This is a genomic window from Arthrobacter sp. R4-81 (assembly GCF_054792365.1).
In genome coordinates this window covers 1,526,943-1,546,754 of record NZ_CP096445.1, presented here as the reverse complement: position 1 = coordinate 1,546,754, position 19,812 = coordinate 1,526,943, and the positions used below count along the sequence as shown (strand labels likewise).

Annotated in this window: 17 protein-coding genes; 7 read left to right on the top strand and 10 right to left on the bottom strand. The window is 60.9% G+C overall.

Annotation, left to right across the window (positions count from 1 at the left end; translation table 11 throughout):
- Positions 1-4: 4 nt before the first annotated feature.
- Positions 5-1,018, top strand: coding sequence for a 2,3,4,5-tetrahydropyridine-2,6-dicarboxylate N-succinyltransferase (gene dapD / locus M1E05_RS07270; protein WP_461164865.1), 1,014 nt, complete (start codon positions 5-7; stop codon positions 1,016-1,018).
- A gap of 81 nt (positions 1,019-1,099) precedes the next feature.
- Positions 1,100-1,954, top strand: a complete 855-nt coding sequence (locus tag M1E05_RS07265) for a hypothetical protein (RefSeq protein WP_461164864.1) — start codon at positions 1,100-1,102, stop codon at positions 1,952-1,954.
- A 15-nt stretch (positions 1,955-1,969) separates the two neighbouring features.
- Here the strand turns inward: M1E05_RS07265 and M1E05_RS07260 are convergent, their stop codons facing one another.
- Together M1E05_RS07260 and M1E05_RS07255 are read right to left on the bottom strand one after the other, a co-directional pair.
- Positions 1,970-2,581, bottom strand: coding sequence for a hypothetical protein (locus tag M1E05_RS07260; RefSeq protein WP_458111500.1), 612 nt, complete (start codon positions 2,579-2,581; stop codon positions 1,970-1,972).
- 62 nt (positions 2,582-2,643) lie between these two features.
- On the bottom strand, positions 2,644-3,324 hold the full coding sequence (locus tag M1E05_RS07255) for a TetR/AcrR family transcriptional regulator (RefSeq protein ID WP_461164863.1): 681 nt from the start codon (positions 3,322-3,324) through the stop codon (positions 2,644-2,646).
- 114 nt (positions 3,325-3,438) lie between these two features.
- On the opposite strand from M1E05_RS07255, the gene galE reads away from it, so the two are divergent.
- A complete protein-coding gene (gene galE / locus M1E05_RS07250; protein WP_458111502.1) occupies positions 3,439-4,452 on the top strand; it encodes a UDP-glucose 4-epimerase GalE in 1,014 nt (337 codons plus the stop codon).
- Positions 4,453-4,607: 155 nt separating this feature from the next.
- On the opposite strand, the gene M1E05_RS07245 is transcribed toward galE, so the two are convergent.
- The 3 genes from M1E05_RS07245 to fdxA all read right to left on the bottom strand — a co-directional run bounded on the left by M1E05_RS07245 (position 4,608) and on the right by fdxA (position 7,625).
- Positions 4,608-5,906, bottom strand: a complete 1,299-nt coding sequence (locus tag M1E05_RS07245; RefSeq protein ID WP_458111503.1) for a citrate synthase — start codon at positions 5,904-5,906, stop codon at positions 4,608-4,610.
- 229 nt (positions 5,907-6,135) lie between these two features.
- A complete protein-coding gene (gene dapC / locus M1E05_RS07240) occupies positions 6,136-7,284 on the bottom strand; it encodes a succinyldiaminopimelate transaminase (RefSeq protein ID WP_461164862.1) in 1,149 nt (382 codons plus the stop codon).
- 14 nt (positions 7,285-7,298) lie between these two features.
- Positions 7,299-7,625: a ferredoxin gene (gene fdxA, locus M1E05_RS07235; RefSeq protein ID WP_050685972.1), complete on the bottom strand. Its 327-nt coding sequence runs from the start codon at positions 7,623-7,625 to the stop codon at positions 7,299-7,301.
- A 154-nt stretch (positions 7,626-7,779) separates the two neighbouring features.
- Here fdxA and M1E05_RS07230 point away from each other — a divergent pair, with 154 nt between their 5' ends.
- Positions 7,780-8,025, top strand: coding sequence for a putative acetyltransferase (locus M1E05_RS07230; protein ID WP_458111505.1), 246 nt, complete (start codon positions 7,780-7,782; stop codon positions 8,023-8,025).
- Between the two features lie 41 nt (positions 8,026-8,066).
- A complete protein-coding gene (locus M1E05_RS07225; RefSeq protein ID WP_461164861.1) occupies positions 8,067-8,570 on the top strand; it encodes a helix-turn-helix domain-containing protein in 504 nt (167 codons plus the stop codon).
- A gap of 110 nt (positions 8,571-8,680) precedes the next feature.
- Here the strand turns inward: M1E05_RS07225 and typA are convergent, their stop codons facing one another.
- A complete protein-coding gene (gene typA, locus M1E05_RS07220) occupies positions 8,681-10,609 on the bottom strand; it encodes a translational GTPase TypA (RefSeq protein WP_458111507.1) in 1,929 nt (642 codons plus the stop codon).
- Positions 10,610-10,798: 189 nt separating this feature from the next.
- On the opposite strand from typA, the gene M1E05_RS07215 reads away from it, so the two are divergent.
- Positions 10,799-11,869, top strand: a complete 1,071-nt coding sequence (locus tag M1E05_RS07215) for an SGNH/GDSL hydrolase family protein (RefSeq protein WP_461164860.1) — start codon at positions 10,799-10,801, stop codon at positions 11,867-11,869.
- 50 nt (positions 11,870-11,919) lie between these two features.
- Here the strand turns inward: M1E05_RS07215 and M1E05_RS07210 are convergent, their stop codons facing one another.
- Positions 11,920-13,746, bottom strand: a complete 1,827-nt coding sequence (locus tag M1E05_RS07210; protein ID WP_458111509.1) for an ABC transporter ATP-binding protein — start codon at positions 13,744-13,746, stop codon at positions 11,920-11,922.
- A 76-nt stretch (positions 13,747-13,822) separates the two neighbouring features.
- On the opposite strand from M1E05_RS07210, the gene M1E05_RS07205 reads away from it, so the two are divergent.
- On the top strand, positions 13,823-14,452 hold the full coding sequence (locus tag M1E05_RS07205) for a PH domain-containing protein (RefSeq protein WP_461164859.1): 630 nt from the start codon (positions 13,823-13,825) through the stop codon (positions 14,450-14,452).
- 17 nt (positions 14,453-14,469) lie between these two features.
- Here the strand turns inward: M1E05_RS07205 and M1E05_RS07200 are convergent, their stop codons facing one another.
- The 3 genes from M1E05_RS07200 to M1E05_RS07190 all read right to left on the bottom strand — a co-directional run bounded on the left by M1E05_RS07200 (position 14,470) and on the right by M1E05_RS07190 (position 19,099).
- Positions 14,470-15,612: an ABC transporter permease gene (locus tag M1E05_RS07200; RefSeq protein ID WP_458111511.1), complete on the bottom strand. Its 1,143-nt coding sequence runs from the start codon at positions 15,610-15,612 to the stop codon at positions 14,470-14,472.
- Entirely contained in the window at positions 15,609-17,150 is a 1,542-nt protein-coding gene (locus tag M1E05_RS07195; RefSeq protein ID WP_458111512.1) for an ABC transporter permease, read from the bottom strand. Before M1E05_RS07195 ends, M1E05_RS07200 begins: the two co-directional genes overlap by 4 nt.
- A 170-nt stretch (positions 17,151-17,320) precedes the next feature.
- Positions 17,321-19,099 (bottom strand): ABC transporter family substrate-binding protein, encoded by a 1,779-nt coding sequence (locus M1E05_RS07190; protein WP_458111513.1) that lies wholly within the window; start codon positions 19,097-19,099, stop codon positions 17,321-17,323.
- Between the last annotated feature and the right edge of the window lie 713 nt (positions 19,100-19,812).

The following is a 19,812-nucleotide window of genomic DNA, read 5'->3' as shown; positions in this document are numbered from 1 at the left end:
GGCCATGACTGAAACCGTTGCTGATTCCGCCGTGCCCTCTGCCGTCCGTTCCGCCCATGGCTATGGAGTGGCCACCATCTTCACCCGCAACGGTGATTCCACTGTGCTGGACGTCTGGTTCCCGGAGCCGGCCTTGGGCGTTGCAGCCGATCATCTCCGGGATGCGGCCAACGCGGATGGTGTCCTGGCCGAGATCGCTGCCAGCGGAACAGACCCGGATCGAGGAACCGAGCAGAAGGTTGTCTTCGTCCAGATTGACCTTGACGAAGCCCCTGCTGACACTGCGGACGCATATCTGCGGCTGCACCTGCTGTCACACCGTTTGGTTCAACCGAACACGATCAACCTCGACGGCGTCTTCGGCAAGCTGCCGAATGTCGTCTGGACCAACTTCGGACCTGCAGCAGTCGATGGATTCGAATTCACGCGGGCCAAACTCCGCCGACGTGGCGCCGTGACCGTCTACGGAGTGGACAAGTTCCCGCGCATGGTGGACTACGTTGTCCCCAGTGGCGTGCGCATAGCCGACGCCGACCGCGTGCGCCTGGGTGCCCACCTCGCCGAAGGGACCACTGTTATGCACGAGGGTTTCGTAAACTTTAACGCGGGTACCTTGGGTACCTCGATGGTCGAGGGCCGCATTTCAGCGGGAGTGGTTGCCGGAGACGGCACCGATGTGGGCGGCGGCGCCTCCATCATGGGCACCCTGTCGGGTGGCGGGAAGGAAAAGATTTCCTTGGGCGAGCGGGTCCTCCTGGGTGCCAATTCCGGCGTCGGGATCAGCATCGGCAGCGATTCAGTGGTGGAAGCCGGACTCTATGTCACAGCGGGAACCCGGGTGCGCGTAGTTGGCGCCAAGGACGCCGACGGCGAGGACACCAGCAAGGTTGTCAAAGCGGTGGAACTTTCCGGTGTCCCAAACCTTCTGTTCCGCCGGAATTCGGCCACGGGCGCAGTGGAGGTACTCCCCCGCAAGGGACAAACTGTCGAACTCAACGAGGCCCTGCACGCCAATTGAGGCAACAATCCCTAAGAGAAACAGCGGCAACTCACCGCACATCACCTGGACCGGCCCCGAAGGGCCTGAGGGAGCATCTTCTTGGCACACAGACGTGGCCGTCGCCGCGCATTAGTGCTGGTGCTGGCACTGGCCCTTGTGGGTGGCGGCATCTACATCGCCCTGTCCATAGTGCAGCGTTCAGAAAATGTGATCGTCGAACGCTGCACGGCCACTGCCGGCTCCCAGCGCGCGGAGCTGGCAACAGACCAGGCCGCTAATGCGGCATTGATTTCCGGGGAGGCTGTTGAGCGAGGCCTTCCGCCACGCGCAGCAACGATTGCCCTGGCTACCGCCATGCAGGAATCCAAGCTGCGCAACATCAGGTATGGAGACGAGGCAGGACCCGACTCCCGGGGCCTGTTCCAGCAGCGGCCCACCCAAGGCTGGGGAACCGAAGAGCAAGTCATGGATCCGCACTACGCCAGTGGAGCCTTCTACGCTGCCCTGGTCAAGGTCCCGGACTACGAGGGGCTCGAAATTACAGCCGCCGCCCAGCAGGTACAGCGCTCTGCCTTTCCCCGCGCCTACGCCCAACATGAGGGCATGGCGAGGGCCTTTGCTTCTGCTTTGACGGGGCAGTCCACCGCTGCGCTCGACTGCACGCTGCGCGCCCCGGAAGAAGCCGGTGATCCGCAAGCAATGCTTGACGAACTGACCTCCACCTTCGGCGACGTTCCAGCGTCCGTTGAGGGTTCCGTCCTGGTGGTCCAGTCAAGTGACAGCCAGGCATGGGCCATTGCCCAATGGGCTGTGGCCAATGCCAAGCTGCGCTCCCTGACGGCAGTCGACGTCGCGGGGTACAGCTGGCTGAGAGAATCCCGGAGTGGCTGGCAGCCAAGCGCTGCCGCAAACGGTCAGGTCTCGATCACCATTGCTGCCCAGGACGCCTCGTAAGCAGTCCAGCCGTAATCAGGCAAGCATCTCCACGACGGGCTGGACGTAGCTCCTGAACGTGTCCGGGTGGGACAAGAGGTCCTGGCTCATCACTATTTTGTCGGGCTCCAGGTACCATGCCCGCGGCTCGTCAAGCGGCAACTCAATAATGGTCAGGTTGAAATCCCTCGACTCCCTGCCCACCTCCATCAGCCTGTCTTCCACGATGTCGCCGAGGAGCTGGCAGGCGCCACCCGCCTCCCGTTCGGCTTCCAAGGTGGCGTAGTCGCTTCGGCGTTCACGCGCCCAGCTGAGCGCGCCGCCAAAATGTGCCTGCAGGACGCGCTGGAGGGCAGGTGAATTGGCGAACGCCTCGAAGGAAGGAGGAGTCAGGTCCGGCGTCATCTGTGGGTGTGATCTCAGCAGCTTCTCCCACCAGGCTTCCCACTCGGTCTTGAGTGCGCTGATCCCGCCGACATCGGCAGTGAGGTGATTGTGGTTCGCCCGGTGAACCTTTGGGGCTGCATGCGAAAGGGCAGGCCGGCCAGCACCATCAAGCCCTGCGGCATCCCGTACATAGAGGGCAATGAGCATGGGACCTGAGGTGTCCATGGTGATCCCCCAGGCGGGACCGCCTGTCTGATGCATCCGAATGGCCTCCCTTGATGTTAGGTCTCCCCGTCCCAGTGTATTCCCGATACAGGGCGGCGTTAATGGCCTTTGGCGGGAGCGGCAAGTGTATCCAGATGGGCCTCCAGGACCTCGTGGCACATCTGTGCCGTCATCCACTCCGGCTGGAGCAGCGCGTGCATGCTCAGGCCCTCGAGCATGGCAAGCAAGCGCTCAGCCTCCGTAACGAGGACCTGCCGATCGACAGCGTCGCCGCCGCGCTGACTATTCGTACCGCCGGTAGTGCCGCCGTCGACGTCCGACGGCGGTGCGATCAGCTCCATGACCAATCGACCCATAGCGGCAGCCATGGCACGGTGACTCCTGTCAGCCTCCTGAGCCAGGAAGGGCCTGATCCGGGCAGCGTTCTTGAAAGCGAGCCAGACACAGCTGTCCACAGCCCGCTCCTCATCGAGCGGAAGGATTTGGCCCAGAAGGGTTAACACGGCCGACCTATGCTCGCTGGTGGCTGGGGTGCATGCCGCTACGGCCTGAGCTGCTTTATCGAGGCGGCTGGTGATGCGGTCCACCACTACTCCGAACGAATGGATCAGCAGCTCTTCGCTGCTGGAGAAATAGTGGCGGACCGAGCCCACTGCAAGGCCGGCTTCCTCCGCAACTTCCCGCAGCGATGCGCGCTCAAGGCCATCACTGGCGATAATCCTGAATACTGCTTCCACCACATCTTGCCGTCGCAGGCCGGCATCTACGTATTTGGGCACCAGTCCTATTTAGCACACATGTGCTGGCACCCGCCCATGGGGCACCGGGCGGCACCTGGCGTAGCACTTCCGGCCGTTCGTCGGGGGTGAGGCAATTTGGGATAGCGTGGAGCCATGAGAATTCTGGTAACTGGCGGCACCGGCTATATCGGTTCGCACACGGTCCTGTCCCTTCAGGAGGCAGGCCATGATGTTGTGGTCATAGACAATCTGGCGAACTCCAGTGAGGAAGCCTTGCGGCGGGTGTCTGAGCTCAGCGGCAAGCAGGCAGCCTTCCACGAAGTGGATCTGGTGGACGAAGACGCTGTCAACGCCGTCTTCGCCCAAGAGAATATAGACGCTGTCATCCACTTTGCGGGTCTGAAGGCTGTTGGTGAATCAGTTCAGGAGCCCCTTAAGTACTACTACAACAACCTGGTGGGAACGCTCAACCTCATCCGTGCCATGGACCGCCACGACGTGCGCTCCATCGTCTTCAGCTCCTCCGCAACTGTCTACGGCGAGCACAACGAGATTCCCTATGTCGAAAAAATGGAAATCGGTGCCAACAACCCGTACGGCCGCACCAAAGAGCAGATCGAGGACATTCTCTCTGACCTCGGGTCCGCTGATGACCGTTGGCACATTGCGCTGCTTCGCTACTTCAACCCGGTGGGCGCCCATCCCTCCGGCCGGATTGGTGAGGACCCGCAGGGCATTCCCAACAACCTGGTGCCGTTCATAGCCCAGGTCGCAGTGGGCCGGCGGGAAAAGCTCATGGTGTTTGGTGGCGACTACGACACCCCTGACGGGACCTGCCTGCGTGACTACATCCACGTCGTCGATCTGGCCGAGGGGCACCTCGCAGCCCTGAACCACATCGCGGAACGGGCCGGCGTTTTCCGCTGGAACCTCGGGTCAGGCAAGGGCTCATCCGTGCTTGAAGTCCTGCGGTCCTTTGAAAAGGCCGTCGGACGGGAAATCCCGTATGAGATCACGGGCCGGCGGGCAGGGGACCTCCCCGCCTTCTGGGCCGACGCAACGTCAGCCTTGGCCGACCTGAGCTGGTCCACCACCAAGACCATCGACCAGATGTGCGAAGACCACTGGCGCTGGCAAAAGAACAACCCGCAGGGCTACAACTCCTAGCGTCGGTTAAAGTACGACGGCGGCCGCTCGCCCGTGAAGGTGAGCGGCGGCCGTCGTCGTCCTAGCGGGTGATAGAGCCTGCACCGGAGCCGGCGGGAGGGCCCACACCGCGGTGGGCCCGAACCGAGCGTGCGAGGTTTGGGAGCCGGTGGGGATTAGCGGGCCGGGTAGTTGCGCTCGGGCTCGCCAATGTACAGCTGGCGCGGACGGCCAATCTTGGTGTTGGGGTCGTTGATCATTTCGCGCCACTGGGCAATCCAGCCGGGCAAGCGGCCGATCGCGAACAGCACCGTGAACATCTTCTCCGGGAAGCCCATAGCCTTGTAGATCAGGCCGGTGTAGAAGTCCACGTTCGGGTAGAGCTTTCGCTGGATGAAGTAGTCATCGCCAAGCGCCTTCTCTTCGAGGCGCATCGCAATATCCAGCAGTTCGTCGTTGCCGCCGAGCTTGCTCAGAACTTCGTGCGCCGTAGCCTTGATGATCTTGGCCCGGGGGTCGTAGTTCTTATACACACGGTGTCCGAAGCCCATGAGGCGGACGCCGTCTTCCTTGTTCTTGACCTTCTCCATGTAGTCCTCGGGCTTGATGCCATCGGCCTGGATCTGTTTGAGCATCTTCAGCACGGCTTCATTGGCACCGCCGTGGGCAGGGCCGAAGAGCGCGTTGATGCCAGCAGACACCGAAGCGAAGAGGTTGGCGTTGGAGGAGCCCACCAGGCGCACCGTGGAGGTGGAGCAGTTCTGTTCGTGGTCCGCATGCAGGATCAGGAGCAGGTCCAGGGCCTTTGCAATGACGGGATCCAGCTCGTACTGCTCAGCCGGAAGGCCAAAGCTGAGCCGCAGGAAGTTCTCCACCAGGTTCATTGAGTTGTCCGGGTACAGCATCGGCTGGCCAATGGACTTCTTATGCGCATAGGCCGCGATGACCGGGAGCTTGGCCATCAGGCGGATGGTGGAGAGTTCCACCTGCTCTTCGTTGAACGGATCCAGGGAGTCCTGGTAGAAGGTGGAGAGTGCAGACACGGCCGATGACAACACGGGCATCGGGTGGGCGTCACGGGGGAAGCCGCCGAAGAAGCCCTTTAGCTCCTCGTGCAGCAGCGTGTGGCGGCGGATCTTCTGGTCGAAACCATCCAGCTCGGTGGGCGTGGGCAGGTTGCCGTAAATCAGGAGGTAGGAAACCTCGAGGAAGCTTGAGTGCTGGGCAAGCTGCTCAATGGGATAGCCGCGGTACCGCAGGATCCCGGCGTCACCATCGATGTAGGTGATGGCCGACGTCGTAGCGGCTGTGTTCATGAAGCCGGGGTCAAACGTAACGGCCCCGGTCTGCTTGAGCAGTTGGGAAACGTCGTAGCCTTCGTTTCCTTCTACAACCTTGATGCGGGGCAGTTCGAGTTCGCCGCCCGCATGGCGCAGGACTGCGCTGGTGGTCTCAGTACTGGTGGTCTCAGTCATGGAGTCCCCTTCATGAGGCCTCTGGGCCTCTCTAGAAAGCTTGATCCAACATCAGGTGGGACCGTCCGCGGTCGCTGCACACGCAGGTTTCCAACAGCCGGGCTGCCTTCCTGTAGAAAGCCACCATTGATATTCAGTTAAAAAGTACCGCCCCTGCGCAGGTGGTACTAATCCGATCCTCACGAAACTGCCTCAAACCCGGCCAGTTGTGGCACGAGTCACATGATTGTTACGGCACTACGGAGAGTCGCTGAACTGCGGCGTCGATCCTGTCGTCCGCTCCGGTCAGCGCCACACGGATGTAGCCATGGCCCGCATCGCCGTAGAAGACGCCGGGGCCCACAACAATTCCCCGCTCCGCAAGCCTCCCAACCGTGTCCCACGTGGCCTCCCCGGCAGTGCACCAGAGGTAGAGGCCGGCCTTGGATTCCTGGATCTCCAGGCCGAATTCCTTCAGTGCCGGGACTATCCGCTGCCGGCGTGACCGGTAGATGTCTTTTTGTACCTGCACGTGGGAGTCGTCCCCGATCGCCACCCGCATTGCTTCCTGGACGGGATAGGGCACAATCATGCCGGCATGCTTGCGGCTGTTAACCAGGTTGGCCATGATGGCCGAATCGCCGGCAATGAAAGCTGCCCGGTAGCCCGCGAGATTCGACTGCTTGCTCAGCGAGTAGACAGCCAGCAGACCCTCGCTGGAGCCGCCGGAAACCCGTGGATCCAGGATGCTTGGCACGGCTTCCCCACCCAGCTGGAGGTCCCACTCATCCCAGCCCAGTTCCGCATAGCATTCGTCGGAGGCAACCACGGCGCCGATCTCCCGGGCCTGGTCAACAATCTTTCGGAGGGAAGCAACGTCCCGGACGCTGCCGGTGGGATTGGCGGGCGAGTTTATCCAGATCAGCCGCACACGGGAACGTGTGGCGGCATCTAGCTCGTCCAAATCGTCCGCTGCGATGTGAACAGCTCCGGCGAATGTGGCGCCGATGTCATAGGTGGGATAGGCAACAGTAGGACGCACGACGACGTCGCCGGACCTGAGTCCCAGAAGGAAAGGGAGCCAGGCCACGAGTTCTTTGGAGCCAACCGTGGGCATCACGTCCCGGGGATCCAGTCCGGGAACGCCACGGCGCCGTTCGAACCAGCCTGAGATCGCTTCCCGCAGTCCCTGGGTGCCATGGACCGTGGGGTAGCCGGGAGCGTCCGCAGCGCGGCGCAGGGCGTCCTGGATCAGGGCCGGAGTGCCGTCCACCGGAGTGCCGATGGACAAATTCACCACTCCCCCGGGATGCGCTGCCGCCGTGGCGAGGTAGGGCGCCATGGCTTCCCACGGGTAGTCGGGAAGGCTGAGGCCAAAGCTGCGGAGGGCAGAGGTCACTGGCGCGTCCGCCCTTAGTGGTCTTGGTTCTGCGGCGGTAGGGCGGCGATCATGGGGTGGTCTTTACCGGTGTTACCGACCTTCGCCGCTCCGCCAGGCGAACCGAGGTCGTCAAAGAACTCGACGTTGGCCTTGTAGTAGTCGGCCCACTCATCCGGGGTGTCGTCCTCATAGTAGATCGCCTCAACAGGGCACACCGGTTCGCAGGCGCCACAGTCCACGCACTCGTCGGGGTGGATGTAGAGGGACCGCTCACCCTCGTAGATGCAATCGACGGGGCACTCCTCAATACATGCCTTGTCTTTTACATCTACACACGGTTGCGCGATTACGTACGTCACGTCCCTTTGCCTCTCCACGTTGGTTCCGGCAATCCTGCCAGTTAGTGCTTCCGGCGCGCACGCCGGACTTATCGACTTCCGAGCCTATTATCTCCCAGCCTTTGGCGCGAACGTAGCGGAACGTCATACTGCCGGGGCGATTTACGATGAAGGGGTGACCTCCCCACTGAAAACGCCCCAGGACTTCCTCGCCGGCACAGCCCCCGGAACGCGGGTTGTGGTCCGGTACAGGATCGAGGGGGGACTCACTGATGCCCTGGGAGACGTCGTTTCCGTCACCGGCGGGGAGTGCACGGTGCGCACCCGACGCACCGACGTCGTTATCCCCCTTGCCCTTGTGGTGGCGGCGAAGGAAGTCCCCCCTGCGCCGCCCCGACGGGGCGCCCGTTCGGCTGTCTAACCGCTTCTGCAGCCGCTCAGTGGCTGACTACACTAGCCACTATGGATAATGAGGGCACGGAAGCGGATCTGGCGGCAAGGGAGCGTGCATTAAACTCCCCGCTGCGGTTGCGGATCCTGCGCTTGTGCCTTCACCAGTCGCGGACCAACAAGGAAATAGCCGAACTGTTGGACATCAATCCTGCATCGAGCCTTCACCATGTGCGAATCCTTGTGCGGACCGGCCTGCTGCTCACGGAAAAACGAAGGAAAGGCAAGCGCGGAGCCACCGAGGTTCCCTACATTGCCAGCAAGGAATCGTGGCGGACACCCGTGCCGAACGTATCCCCCATCCTCATAGAGACCTTCCTGCAGGAGACCAAGGGCCTGCCGCCGGCCGACATGGAAGTGTGGCGGCTGGGCGTGAAGTTCAACGCCGAACGCCGGGGCGAAATGCTGGCAAAACTGAAGGCCGTTTTGGAGGAATACACGGAACTGCCACCGGACGACGACGGCGAGGCCACGTCGCTGATGATTGCCCACCACCGGGATCCGTCCGCCGACTGAAAGCGACAAAAAGAAAACTGCCAGTACGACGACGGCGGAGCCGCCTGCCGTACCGGCAGTTTCTGGTATTGCTGCTTTGTTAGAGCTTGGCCTGTCTAGACCTCGCCTTGTTAGACCTTGGCGCGGGCGCGGTTGGCCTTGGCACGCTCGTTGGTGTCCAGGATGACCTTGCGGATACGGATGGAATCCGGGGTCACTTCAACACACTCGTCCTCGCGGGCGAATTCGAGGGATTCTTCGAGGGTCAGGTCGCGCGGCGGCGTCAGGTTCTCGAAGGTGTCGGAGGAAGCCGCACGCATGTTGGTGAGCTTCTTTTCCTTGGTGATGTTGACGTCCATGTCATCGGCGCGGGAGTTCTCGCCGACAATCATTCCTTCGTAAACCTCAGAAGTGGGCTTCACGAAGAAGGAGCCGCGCTCCTGGAGGTTGATCATGGCGAAGGGTGTCACGACGCCTGCACGGTCGGCGATCATCGAACCGTTGGTGCGGTATTCGATGGGGCCGGCCCACGGCTCGTAGCCCTCGGAGATGGAGGCGGCGATGCCGGCACCACGGGTGTCCGTGAGGAACTTGGTACGGAAACCGATGAGGCCACGCGCGGGAACAATAAACTCCATGCGGCACCAGCCGGTGCCGTGGTTTGCCATGTTCGTCATCCGGCCCTTACGGGCTGCCATGAGCTGGGTAACAGCGCCGAGGTATTCTTCGGGCACGTCAATGGTCATGTGCTCCATCGGCTCGTGGATCTTGCCATCGACCGTACGGGTGACTACCTGGGGCTTGCCGACCGTCAGTTCGAAGCCTTCGCGGCGCATCTGCTCCACGAGGATCGCCAGGGCGAGCTCGCCACGGCCCTGGACTTCCCAAGCATCCGGACGCTCGGTGGGGAGCACCTTGATGGAGACGTTACCGATCAGTTCCTTGTCCAGGCGGTCCTTCACCTGGCGGGCGGTGACCTTGGCACCCTTGACCTTGCCGGCCAACGGCGAGGTGTTGATACCGATGGTCATGGAGATCGCGGGATCGTCCACGGTGATCAGCGGCAGCGGTTGCGGGTTCTCGGCATCGGTGAGGGTCTCACCGATGGTGATTTCCTCGATACCGGCGACGGCGACGATTTCACCCGGGCCTGCGGACTCGGTGGGAACGCGGTCCAGGGCCTTGGTGGCGAGGAGTTCCGTGATCTTGACGTTCTTGAGCTCGCCGTTGGCACGTGCCCAGGCAACGGTCTGGCCCTTGCGGAGGGTTCCGTTGTAGATACGGAGCAGGGCGAGGCGGCCGAGGAACGGTGAGGCATCCAGGTTGGTGACGTGCGCCTGCAGGACACCGTCCGGGTTGTAGGTCGGTGCCGGGATGTGCTCGATGATGGTCTGGAACAGCGGCTCCAGGTCTTCGTTTTCCGGGGCCGTGCCATCTGCGGGCTGCTCGAGGGAAGCGCGGCCAACCTTGGCTGCCGCGTAGACAACAGGAACTTCGAGGATCTTGTCCAGGTCCAGGTCCGGCACTTCGTCGGCGAGGTCTGAGGCCAGGCCGAGCAGCAAGTCCATGGACTCGTGAACGACTTCATCGATCCGTGCGTCGGGGCGGTCCGTCTTGTTGACGAGCAGGATGACGGGAAGGTGAGCGGCCAGGGCCTTGCGCAGCACGAAGCGCGTCTGCGGGAGGGGGCCCTCGGAGGCGTCAACGAGGAGCACAACGCCGTCAACCATGGACAGGCCACGCTCGACCTCGCCGCCGAAGTCAGCGTGCCCCGGGGTGTCGATCACGTTGATGGTGATGGTCTCGCCCTTGGACGACGGGCCGTTGTATGCCACCGTCGTGTTCTTGGCGAGGATGGTGATGCCCTTTTCGCGCTCCAGGTCGCCCGAGTCCATGACGCGGTCTTCGAGGTGGTTGTGCTCGGCAAAGGAGTTGGTCTGCTTGAGCATGGCGTCGACCAGGGTGGTCTTGCCGTGGTCAACGTGGGCCACGATCGCGACGTTGCGCAGATCACTGCGCGAGGCAGTGTTTGCGGCGGTTTTGGTGGTGGTTTCAGACATGCGTAATGGCTCGATTCGATGGTGAAGTCAGCTGTAGTATCGCGACATTTCCAATCGGAACGCACGACAGATCAGGCCCTTTGCACAGGGCACCTATAGCAAGTCTAGTCGAACGTGCATTTATTGGCCTAAAAAACGAAAAGCAGTCCTGTGGCACCGTGACCAAATCGTGAACAGAGCGTTGCAGACATGAACCTAAAGTCACTGGATTTTCCTGACCTGATAGCCCATGATGACTGTGTTACCAGCAAGGAAGTCCGGAGACCATCTATGCGAATTGCCACGGCTCTGTACCGCTTCGCCGTGGCGATGGTTGCTCTAGGCCTGATCATGAGTGGTTGCGGACAGCCACCAGCGCCATCTGACACCGCGGGCGCAGCCAGGGCCGCCAGCGCGGCCGAAGCGCCCTCGGGCGCTCAGCCAGGCAAGGCTAAGCCAAACCCGCCACAGCCGAACTCAGCCACGTCCCCTGAGCCAGCAGCGACAACGGGGGCAAAGGCAACGACCGCCCCAACAGCAGGGTCAGCGGGAGGGGAAGCGAGCACAGCCCCCGGCCCCGCTGCAACCGGCCGGGCTCTCCCCAATCCGGCTACGTTAGCTCCCGGATCGATGTACCTGAACCCAGCCACTGGCCAAAAAGAAGTCATCGTAGCGGATGTCAAACGCACCGTACTGCTCATAGGCGACTCGCAGGCCGAACCATCCCATTCCTGGCCGCGGGCCGGGCTCGCCGCCGTCGGCTACGAAGTGTTCTTCTGCGGCAGGGGCGGAACCGGATTCGTGGCCTCCAACGGCAGGTTCGGAAACTACATTGACGCATTGAACCAAGGCGAGTGGACACTGCCCTACGGTTCGCTGCCCCTGGTAGTGATCGAAGGTGGTGGCAACGACGCGGGGCAAGGAGCCACCGACGCCGAGATCGTTGCCAATGTTGAGCGCCTCATAGCTGCCTTGAAGCAGAGGTACCCGGATGCGGAAATGGCCATGATTGGAACCCTAGCCAAGGGAGCCGGACACGGAGGAGGCAGGCGCACCGAGGTTGACGCACTGCTGGGCACGGCCGCCGCCAAACACTCACTGCCATTCGTAAGCGTGGGCGATTGGGTGACGCGCTATGACCTCTCCAGGTACATGGCCGACGGCGTGCACATGGATACTCGGGGGCACAAAGCCCTCGGCCAGCTGCTGGCCGGGCGTCTGGCCCAACTGCACATTCAGGCCCCCCAGCCAGGCGAGGAGCCGGGTCCGGAGTTTGACTGAGGGTCGGCGTCGCGCTGAGGGCCGGCGTCCCGACCCTCAGCGGTTTCCTGCTACTCGATCCCTGCCAACTGAGCCCTCAATTCCCTTCGCTCGCGCTGCTTCTCAGGATCAGGCAACGGAACGGCGGCGAGAAGCCTCTGAGTGTAGGCTTCCTGCGGGTTGCGAAGAATCTGGTCCCGGCTTCCCTGTTCCACGATCCGTCCGCGCTGCATAACGCAGATCCTGTCTGCCAGGACATCCACCACCGCCAGGTCGTGCGTCACGAAGAGACAGGCGAACCCGAGTTCCTTTTGCAGGTTCTGGAAAAGCTCCAAAACCTTCGCCTGCACCGAAACGTCGAGGGCCGACGTCGGCTCATCCGCCACCATGAGCTTGGGTTTAAGGGACAGTGCCCTGGCAATGCCCACTCGTTGCTTCTGGCCACCGGACAGCTCGTGAGGATACCTGTTGCGGTAGTCACGAGGCAGTTCCACCTGGTCCAGCAGAGCCTCGATCCGTTTCTGCAAGGCTGACCCCTTGGCCTCCCCCGCAAGGAACATCGGCTCGCCGATGCTCTCGCCGATTGGAAGGCGGGGGTTCAAGGAAGACGAAGGATCCTGGAACACCATGCCGATGTGGCGCCGCACGTGGTGCAGCTGCTTTCCGTTTTTCTTGGCGGCAGAGATGTCCTCTCCCACCACCCGCATGGTTCCCGCCGCGACAGGTAAGAGTCCGACGGCAGCTCGTCCGATGGTTGTCTTACCTGAGCCGGACTCGCCCACCAGACCCACCACCTGGCCGGGATAGATGACCAAGTTGGCACCCTCCACTGCCCTGAAAGCCGGAACCCGTCCCTGTTTGGGGTATTCGATGGCGACGTCAGTCAGTTCGAGTACGGGATCACCCTTGGGCCTGGCCGCCTCTGCGGCAGCAAGGGCAGCAGCGTTCTCGCGTTCCCTGCGGACGAGTTCCACAGGATCGACGGACGTAAGTTCTGTGTGAGTTGCGGCTGCCAAGGCGGCTGTGACGTCCACTTCGCCCTCGTCTGCGCTCCCTTGCCCAAGATGGGGCACCGCGGCCAGAAGTGCCTGGGTGTAGGGGTGTTGGGGGTTATTAAAGATTTGCTCTGCCGTGCCGGATTCCACTATGACACCCCGGCGCATCACCGCAATCCTGTCGGCGAGATCAGCAACCACTCCCATGTCGTGGGTGATGAGCACAATGGCGCTGTCCAGCTTGTTCCTCAGATGCCGCATGAGATCCAGGATTTCCGCTTGCACCGTCACATCAAGGGCCGTTGTGGGCTCATCGGCGATCAGTAGCTTGGGGTCGCATGACAATGACTGGGCGATCATGGCCCTCTGCCGCTGTCCGCCTGACAGCTGGTGGGGATAGGACTTGAAAGCCTTCTCGGGGTCGGGCAGCTCAACCAGCTCCAGCATGCGCAAGGCCTGCTCACGCGCCTGGTCAGGTGATACCTCATTGTGCAGCCGAATCGTTTCCACGATCTGAACGCCCACGGTGTAGACCGGGTTGAGGGCCGTCATGGGCTCCTGGAAGATTACCGCGACGTCCTTACCCCTGACTGCCCGGATATTAGCGGCGTTTGAGCCCAGGAGTTCCTTACCGGAGAGCTTCACGCTTCCTGAAACCCTGCTGTTGCTGGGAAGAAGTCCAAGCAAAGCCATCGAACTGGCGCTCTTCCCGGAACCGGACTCGCCCACGATAGCCAGGACCTCGCCAGCCCTGACCTCATAGTTAAGTCCGATTGCTGCGGGCACCCACTTCTTCTCCACACCAAAGTCAACGCTGAGGTCGCGGACTTCCAGAACCACCGCGCCCCGGATTCCATCTGGTCCCGCAGCTGGAATCGGTTCTGGGCTGAGGCTGTTAGTCATGCGATATTCCTTCCGACCGGGACGCGTGGTCAACGGTGATTAGTACTGTGGCACGGAATCCTGAATTATTAGGCGCATGAGCACCGGATCGTATGCCGAAAATGAGGAAGTCTTCAAGGCCAGGACGAACAAGTGGTTCGCCCTGCTCTCCTGGCTTGTTGCGGGAGTGGGTGTTGCAGTAACGGCAGCCACCGGCGGTCCGGGCGCGCTGGTGGGAACGATGCCCCTCCTGCTGCTCGCATTCCTGGGTTGGTTGTTCTTCTGGATGCCATCGGTAGTAGTGCGCGACGACGGAATCACTTTGGAGAATCCCTTCCGATCCGTCCTGGTGCCGTGGGCTGCGCTGGTGAATGTGGATACACGCTACGCCCTCACTCTGGTCACTGTTGACAAGAGCTACGCTTCCTGGGCCGCGCCTGCCCCGGGAATCCGAGGTGGACGCAATGCCCATCCGGAAGACCTTCAGGGCCTGCCTGCATCCAGCTACGGTCCTGGCCGCTCGATCCGTCCGGGGGATCTGAAAACCACGGATTCGGGCGCAGCGGCACGTATAGTCCGGGGACGCTGGCAGGAATTGATTGACAGCGGAGGCCTGGAGCAAGGCAGCGCCGACACCACGCCCGTGACTGTGACCTTTCGCTGGCTGGCGATCGGCGCCGTCGTACTGCTTGCCGGCGCAAGCTATTGGGCGATAGCCGTTCTCTGATCCGGTCACCGCGTCCTTCATGGTTCCTTTATCTCGCGTACGACCAGAGTGGGCGAAGCCGCACCAGGGACTGCAGGGTTGGGATCCGCAGCCACCTTCTCCCCCGTTTTGGGGCTGCCGCCCGGCCCCACAGCCTTCTTGGCGTTGAACTTCTTCTGACGTGGATCAAAGGCATCGCGCAGTCCATCGCCGATGAAGTTGATGCTGAGGCAGATAAGCACAATGAAGAGCCCGGGATACCAGAAAAGCCAGGGCCGGGTAGAGAAGGCTTCCTGATTTTGGGAGATCAGCAGGCCGAGTGATGTGTCGGGGGATTTCACCCCGACGCCCAGATAGCTCAAGGCAGTCTCCAGCAGGATCGCGGCCGACATAGTGAGAGTCACATTTACGATCAGAACACCCACAGCGTTCGGCAGAATGTGCTTGAAAATGATCCGGGCGTTGCTGGCGCCCGAGATCCTTGCTGCATCCACGAATTCACGCTCCCGCAGTGTGAGGAACTCTCCGCGCATGAGCCTGGCGAGGCTTACCCAGCTCACCAGACCGAGGAATATGCCAAGAACAACAACGCCATTGCTGGCCGCGAGGCTGGAGAACCAGCCACCCTCGTCCCGGCGGCTCGCTCCTTGAGCCACTACCGCTGCGAGTAGGAGCACCGGGATGATGATGATGATGTCCGTGATCCTCATGAGGATGGCCTCGACCCAGCCGCGGAAATAGCCTGAGAGCCCACCAACCACTGTTCCTATCAGCCCGGCGATGCCACCAATCAGGATCATGATGGTTATGGACTGCTGGGCGCCTCGCATGGTCATGGCAAAGAGGTCGCGGCCAATCCGGTCCTGCCCGAACGGGTGCTCCCCCCACGCCAAGGGCCAAAATGAGGATGTCGGGGCACCGTCGTTGACCAGGGGTGAAACATCCAGGTGGTTGTACTTCCACCACCCCGGGAGTCCTGCCCAGCCTACGGACGTGAATGCCAGGAGGAAAATGAGTGCAAAAGCCACCAGTCCTACGATCGCACCACTGTGGCCCAGGAAACGCTTGCGGACGATCTGCCCTTGGCTGAGGCCTCTGAATTCCCGGTCGGAGGAATCGACCGGCGTCCTTGGGTCTGCCTCCTGGGCAAGCAGTTCTTCCTGCTGGGTCGGCTGGCTCATGCCTTAATCCTTACGCGCGGATCGAGTGCGGAATATGCAAGATCCGCAATGAGGTTGAATGTCATCGCTGTTATTGCCACGCAGACAAAAACACCCATGACGGGATTGGGATCGGTGTGCATGAGGCCATCGAGGAACAGGAATCCCATTCCTCTCACGGAGAACACCGTTTCTGTGATGACCGCGCCACCGATCAAGGCGCCGATGTCGAAGGCCACGATGGTGGCAATCGGGATCAGGGCATTTCGGAACGCGTGCCCCATCACTACCGACCTCTCGGACAGGCCTTTCGCCCGGGCGGTGCGGATGTAATCCATGTTCATGATTTCCAGCATCGATGACCGGGTAAATCGGGTGTAGCTGGCAAGGGACACGAGGATGAGAGCCATGGTGGGCAGTATCAGGTGCGTAAACGTATCCAGGCTCAGGACCCAGAAATCGCCTTCGATGTTGGGCGTTCCTGCCCCGATCGTGGCAATGGGGCGGCCGCGTACCCTGCTGTTGTTGAAGTAGCTCGGCCAAGCCTGCATAAAACGGTCCAACATAATCAGTCCGCCGACCAGGAATGCCGTGACTCCTGCTGCCCTCATGGACTGGCCCCGGTCGTAGCCGCCCATCAGGTACCCGGTGGCCACGCCGATGACGATGGTGGCGATGGCCAAGAGAAAGATCATGAGCCCTGTGGCCTGGTTGAGGAGCGGCTGCACGGCAAAGTAAGCAATCATGCCGAGGCCAACGACGATCAGCGAAGAGTGCAGCGCCCGGCGGTTTTTCAGCCCGGCTGCCAGAAGGGTGACTGCAAAGGCAATCCCCGTACCCATAACTGCAATGACCACGGGTCCGAGCCCGGGGTTCCGGAACCACTGGACTGCGGAAAAGTAGACGAGGATCAGGCTAACTGCGCCAAAGACGGCACCGCCTGTAATGACCCGGCGTCGCAATTCTCCGCCGACTGTCACGGCCACAATCAGCCCAGCGACGGCGCCTACAATGAGCGCGATGTGAAGTGGTATCTCAGGATTTCGAAGGAAGTCGTTGAAGCCGATTGCCCCATACTCCTTCAGTAGCACGGCAACCCAGAAGATCGGCAGTGAGAAGAAAAGGAACGCCATGAACGTTACGCCGTAGTCGAGCGCACTGTACTGCCTCAGGGCGGTGACGATACCAAACGTGATCCCGATGAGAATGGCAAGGATCGTCGCGCCGGTGACGAGCGTAAGAGTTTGTATGAGGGCAAACCCCAACGCCTCGGTGATGGGCTGCCCGGTGATGTTCTTTCCGAGGTCGCAGGTACTTCCGAAGGGAACGAGGCACTGGGCTGCCCCGCCGAGCCATTTGAAGTAGCGCAGGGGCGCCGGAGTATCCAGATCAAGGAGTTCGGTCCGGGCGTCGATGAGCTGTTGTTTGTTGGCCGCACTGCTTGTGCGGAGGTCGGCAAGTGGATCCCCTGACGACGCGGTCAGGAGATACACGAGGAACGATGCCCCGAGAAGTATGAGGGCGGCAGTGAATAAACGGCGGACGATGTAGGTCACCATTGGGGAAAGCCTCGTATCCGGGCTGGGAAGCCAGCCCTTAGCAGAATCATGCTCACCTCCGTGAAATGCATGAGGAGGCCGAGCAGTATGCCTTGTGGCAGCGAAGGGCGCCGAGACGTGTTGCATTGTCCCGGCGCCTTCACTTTGCTATGCGCTAGTGGAGCGCGTGCTTATTTTTCAGCCCATTCCCAGAAGTTCCACCACACTCCGGTCTGGTTGGGCATGAATTTCACACCCGTGACCCTGTCGCTGTAGGCGTCCACACCCACGAGCTGGAAGAGGGGGAGACCGTAAGCGGAGTCCCAGATCTTCTTGTCGATCTGGACTTTGAGCTCGTCCTGTTTCTGCCGGTCGGCGGTCACGATGAGTTCGTCCATCATCTTGTCTGCTTCTGGATCGGTGAACCCGTTGAAGTTCGAGCCGTTGCCGGTTTTGAAAATCTGAGGAACTCCGGAAACTCCCACTCCGGGATTGGTCCAGCCGAAAATGGTTGCATCGTAGCTACCGTCGCCCAGTGCCTTTCCCCAGTCGGAAGCGCCAAGGCCTCCGTCCACAATTTTGAAGCCGGCTTTTGTTGCCGATTCACGGATCAGCGAGAAGGCGTCAACCCGGTTTGGGTTGTCCTTGTTGTACATGATCCGAATCTCCGGCGTTGCACCATTCAGGAGCTTCTTGGCGCCATCAATATCCACGTCCTGGTACGAAGCGGAGCCGTTGACCTTGACTGCATCCGCATAGGCGGCCTGGGCAGGGACGAACAGCTGCGAATCCAAGGGCTTTGACTCCGGATCGAGCTTCTTGACGATCTTGTCGACGATGTCCTTCCGAGGTACGGATTTCATGAACGCTTCTCGGACTGACTTCTCTGCGAAAGCTCCTGAATAGTTGAGGTCAAGGTGGTCGTACGATAGTTCACTGCCGGCGTCAACAGTTACACCCTGACCTTCCAAGGCCTTCAGCTGCTCTAGAGTGTCGGCCGAGGGCTGCGGGGCAATGATGTCTGCTTCGCCGTTTTTCAATGCCTGTACCTGAGCCGGTGCCGAACCGATGAAACGGACTGTGATTTCGTCAAGGTTTGCTTCGGGGCCCCAGTTGTAGTCCTTATTGCGAACCATAGTAAGGGACTGATCCTGCGTCATACTCTTGACGATGTACGGCCCATTTGACAGGTAAAGCGAGTTATCGGAAGGAAGGGTCTTGGTATCAAAGCCCGTGTTCCAGAGGTCCGCCATGGTCTGCAGCTTGGGGTCGGCAGGCTTCGGGGAGGCCTTGTCGCCACGTGGCTTCTCTTTGAGGAAGTCGATGAACTCCTGCGTATCGCTCATTCCGGCTTTTTTGGCCAGGACGTGTGCGGGGATATCGAGCGAGGGGCCACCCAGTATTGTCTCCCAATCGGAATACGGCTTGGAGTACTTCAACGTCAGGGACCGGTTGCTGTCCCCAATTTCCGGGAAGTCGGTCAAGGCCAGGCCGCTGCTGTCCCCGGCTACCGAGAAATAAGACGTTCCGGTCTTCGCCTCGGGATCAGCGTCATTGTAGTACCCGGACAAAGCGGCCCACTGGAGCAGCAGATCCGCGGCTGTCACAGGAGTTCCGTCGGACCACTTCACGCCCTCATTGACTGTGTACTTCACAGTCAAGGGATCGTCCGAAGTCTTTTCATACTTGCCAAACTTTTCGTTGTGCACGACGTTCAGCTGGTTGTCAATGTAGTAGAAACCCGAGTGTGTGGCGTAACTGATCTTGGAGTTGATTTCGTTGTTGCCGTCGGCAGTATTGGTGTTAAACGAATAGAAAGTGTTGGTTTCGACGACGGTCGCCGATCCGCCCTGCTTTCCCGCGGCTTCACTGGTTGGAGTTGTTCCTCCGCCATTGCCCGCACAGGCGCTCAATGCCAATGCTGTAGCAGCGGCAACACCTATTGCTTTGGAGATACGTCCCAGACGCATTCCGCCTCCTATGTCTCGAGTATTAGATGGACTCCCGCTTTGGGCAGAAGCCAGACAGCCCCAGCCCCCAGCGGGGAAGTGGCATGCCTCACATGAGCAGTAGCCTAGACCCGAAGGAGCGTCGCCCGGGACAAAAGTTACCTCGTAGTAAAGTTTGTTATCGAGATGCAACCAAGGGCTGTTTCCAGTTGCCTTTCGATTGCTGCACGCAACATGCCCGTTACTTGTCCGGAATAATCCCCAATCACCACGAAAGCCCCCATCCAACGGAGTCGCGGCTTCTGTGGTTAATCCTCAATCACTGAAATCCGTGATCTGGAGGAGACACGGCAACGGAAGGACCTCTGTTCATTCTTCCTTCATGTGCCGTTTTCGTCGCCGTGTTGGAAGTCCGGGCCGCTTCGGGCCAAGGTCCCCGAAGCTTCGCCCGAGGCGTCTCAAACTGCAGAACTCGACGCCCATCCTGTGGTTAAAATTGGGCAAACGCGCGGCGGTCATCCTTAGCTGGATCTGAGCTTGTGCCGATAGCTTCGGGGCATCGTCCGTCGACGCTCAAGCCACTAAGAGCGCGCCGCAGTCCCTGCTGCGACACATCTGGCGACCCTGGCGGATCGGCTCAAGGAGTATTTTTCCAGGCATCAGGTCCGTCAAGGGTGCCCGTTTAGATAACCTCCGTCGCGGACACGCAGGCAGGTATGCTTCTGCGGGTGAGT

Excerpts from the sequence above, each read along its gene's own strand:
- M1E05_RS07205 (WP_461164859.1), top strand. The coding sequence starts at position 13,823 with ATGAGCACCGGATCGTATGCCGAAAATGAGGAAGTCTTCAAGGCCAGG.
- M1E05_RS07215 (WP_461164860.1), top strand. The coding sequence starts at position 10,799 with ATGAACCTAAAGTCACTGGATTTTCCTGACCTGATAGCCCATGATGAC.
- M1E05_RS07245 (WP_458111503.1), bottom strand. The coding sequence starts at position 5,906 with ATGACTGAGACCACCAGTACTGAGACCACCAGCGCAGTCCTGCGCCAT.
- dapD (WP_461164865.1), top strand. The coding sequence starts at position 5 with ATGACTGAAACCGTTGCTGATTCCGCCGTGCCCTCTGCCGTCCGTTCC.
- M1E05_RS07190 (WP_458111513.1), bottom strand. The coding sequence starts at position 19,099 with ATGCGTCTGGGACGTATCTCCAAAGCAATAGGTGTTGCCGCTGCTACA.
- M1E05_RS07260 (WP_458111500.1), bottom strand. The coding sequence starts at position 2,581 with ATGCATCAGACAGGCGGTCCCGCCTGGGGGATCACCATGGACACCTCA.
- galE (WP_458111502.1), top strand. The coding sequence starts at position 3,439 with ATGAGAATTCTGGTAACTGGCGGCACCGGCTATATCGGTTCGCACACG.
- M1E05_RS07200 (WP_458111511.1), bottom strand. The coding sequence starts at position 15,612 with ATGAGCCAGCCGACCCAGCAGGAAGAACTGCTTGCCCAGGAGGCAGAC.
- M1E05_RS07225 (WP_461164861.1), top strand. The coding sequence starts at position 8,067 with ATGGATAATGAGGGCACGGAAGCGGATCTGGCGGCAAGGGAGCGTGCA.
- M1E05_RS07195 (WP_458111512.1), bottom strand. The coding sequence starts at position 17,150 with ATGGTGACCTACATCGTCCGCCGTTTATTCACTGCCGCCCTCATACTT.
- M1E05_RS07210 (WP_458111509.1), bottom strand. The coding sequence starts at position 13,746 with ATGACTAACAGCCTCAGCCCAGAACCGATTCCAGCTGCGGGACCAGAT.
- typA (WP_458111507.1), bottom strand. The coding sequence starts at position 10,609 with ATGTCTGAAACCACCACCAAAACCGCCGCAAACACTGCCTCGCGCAGT.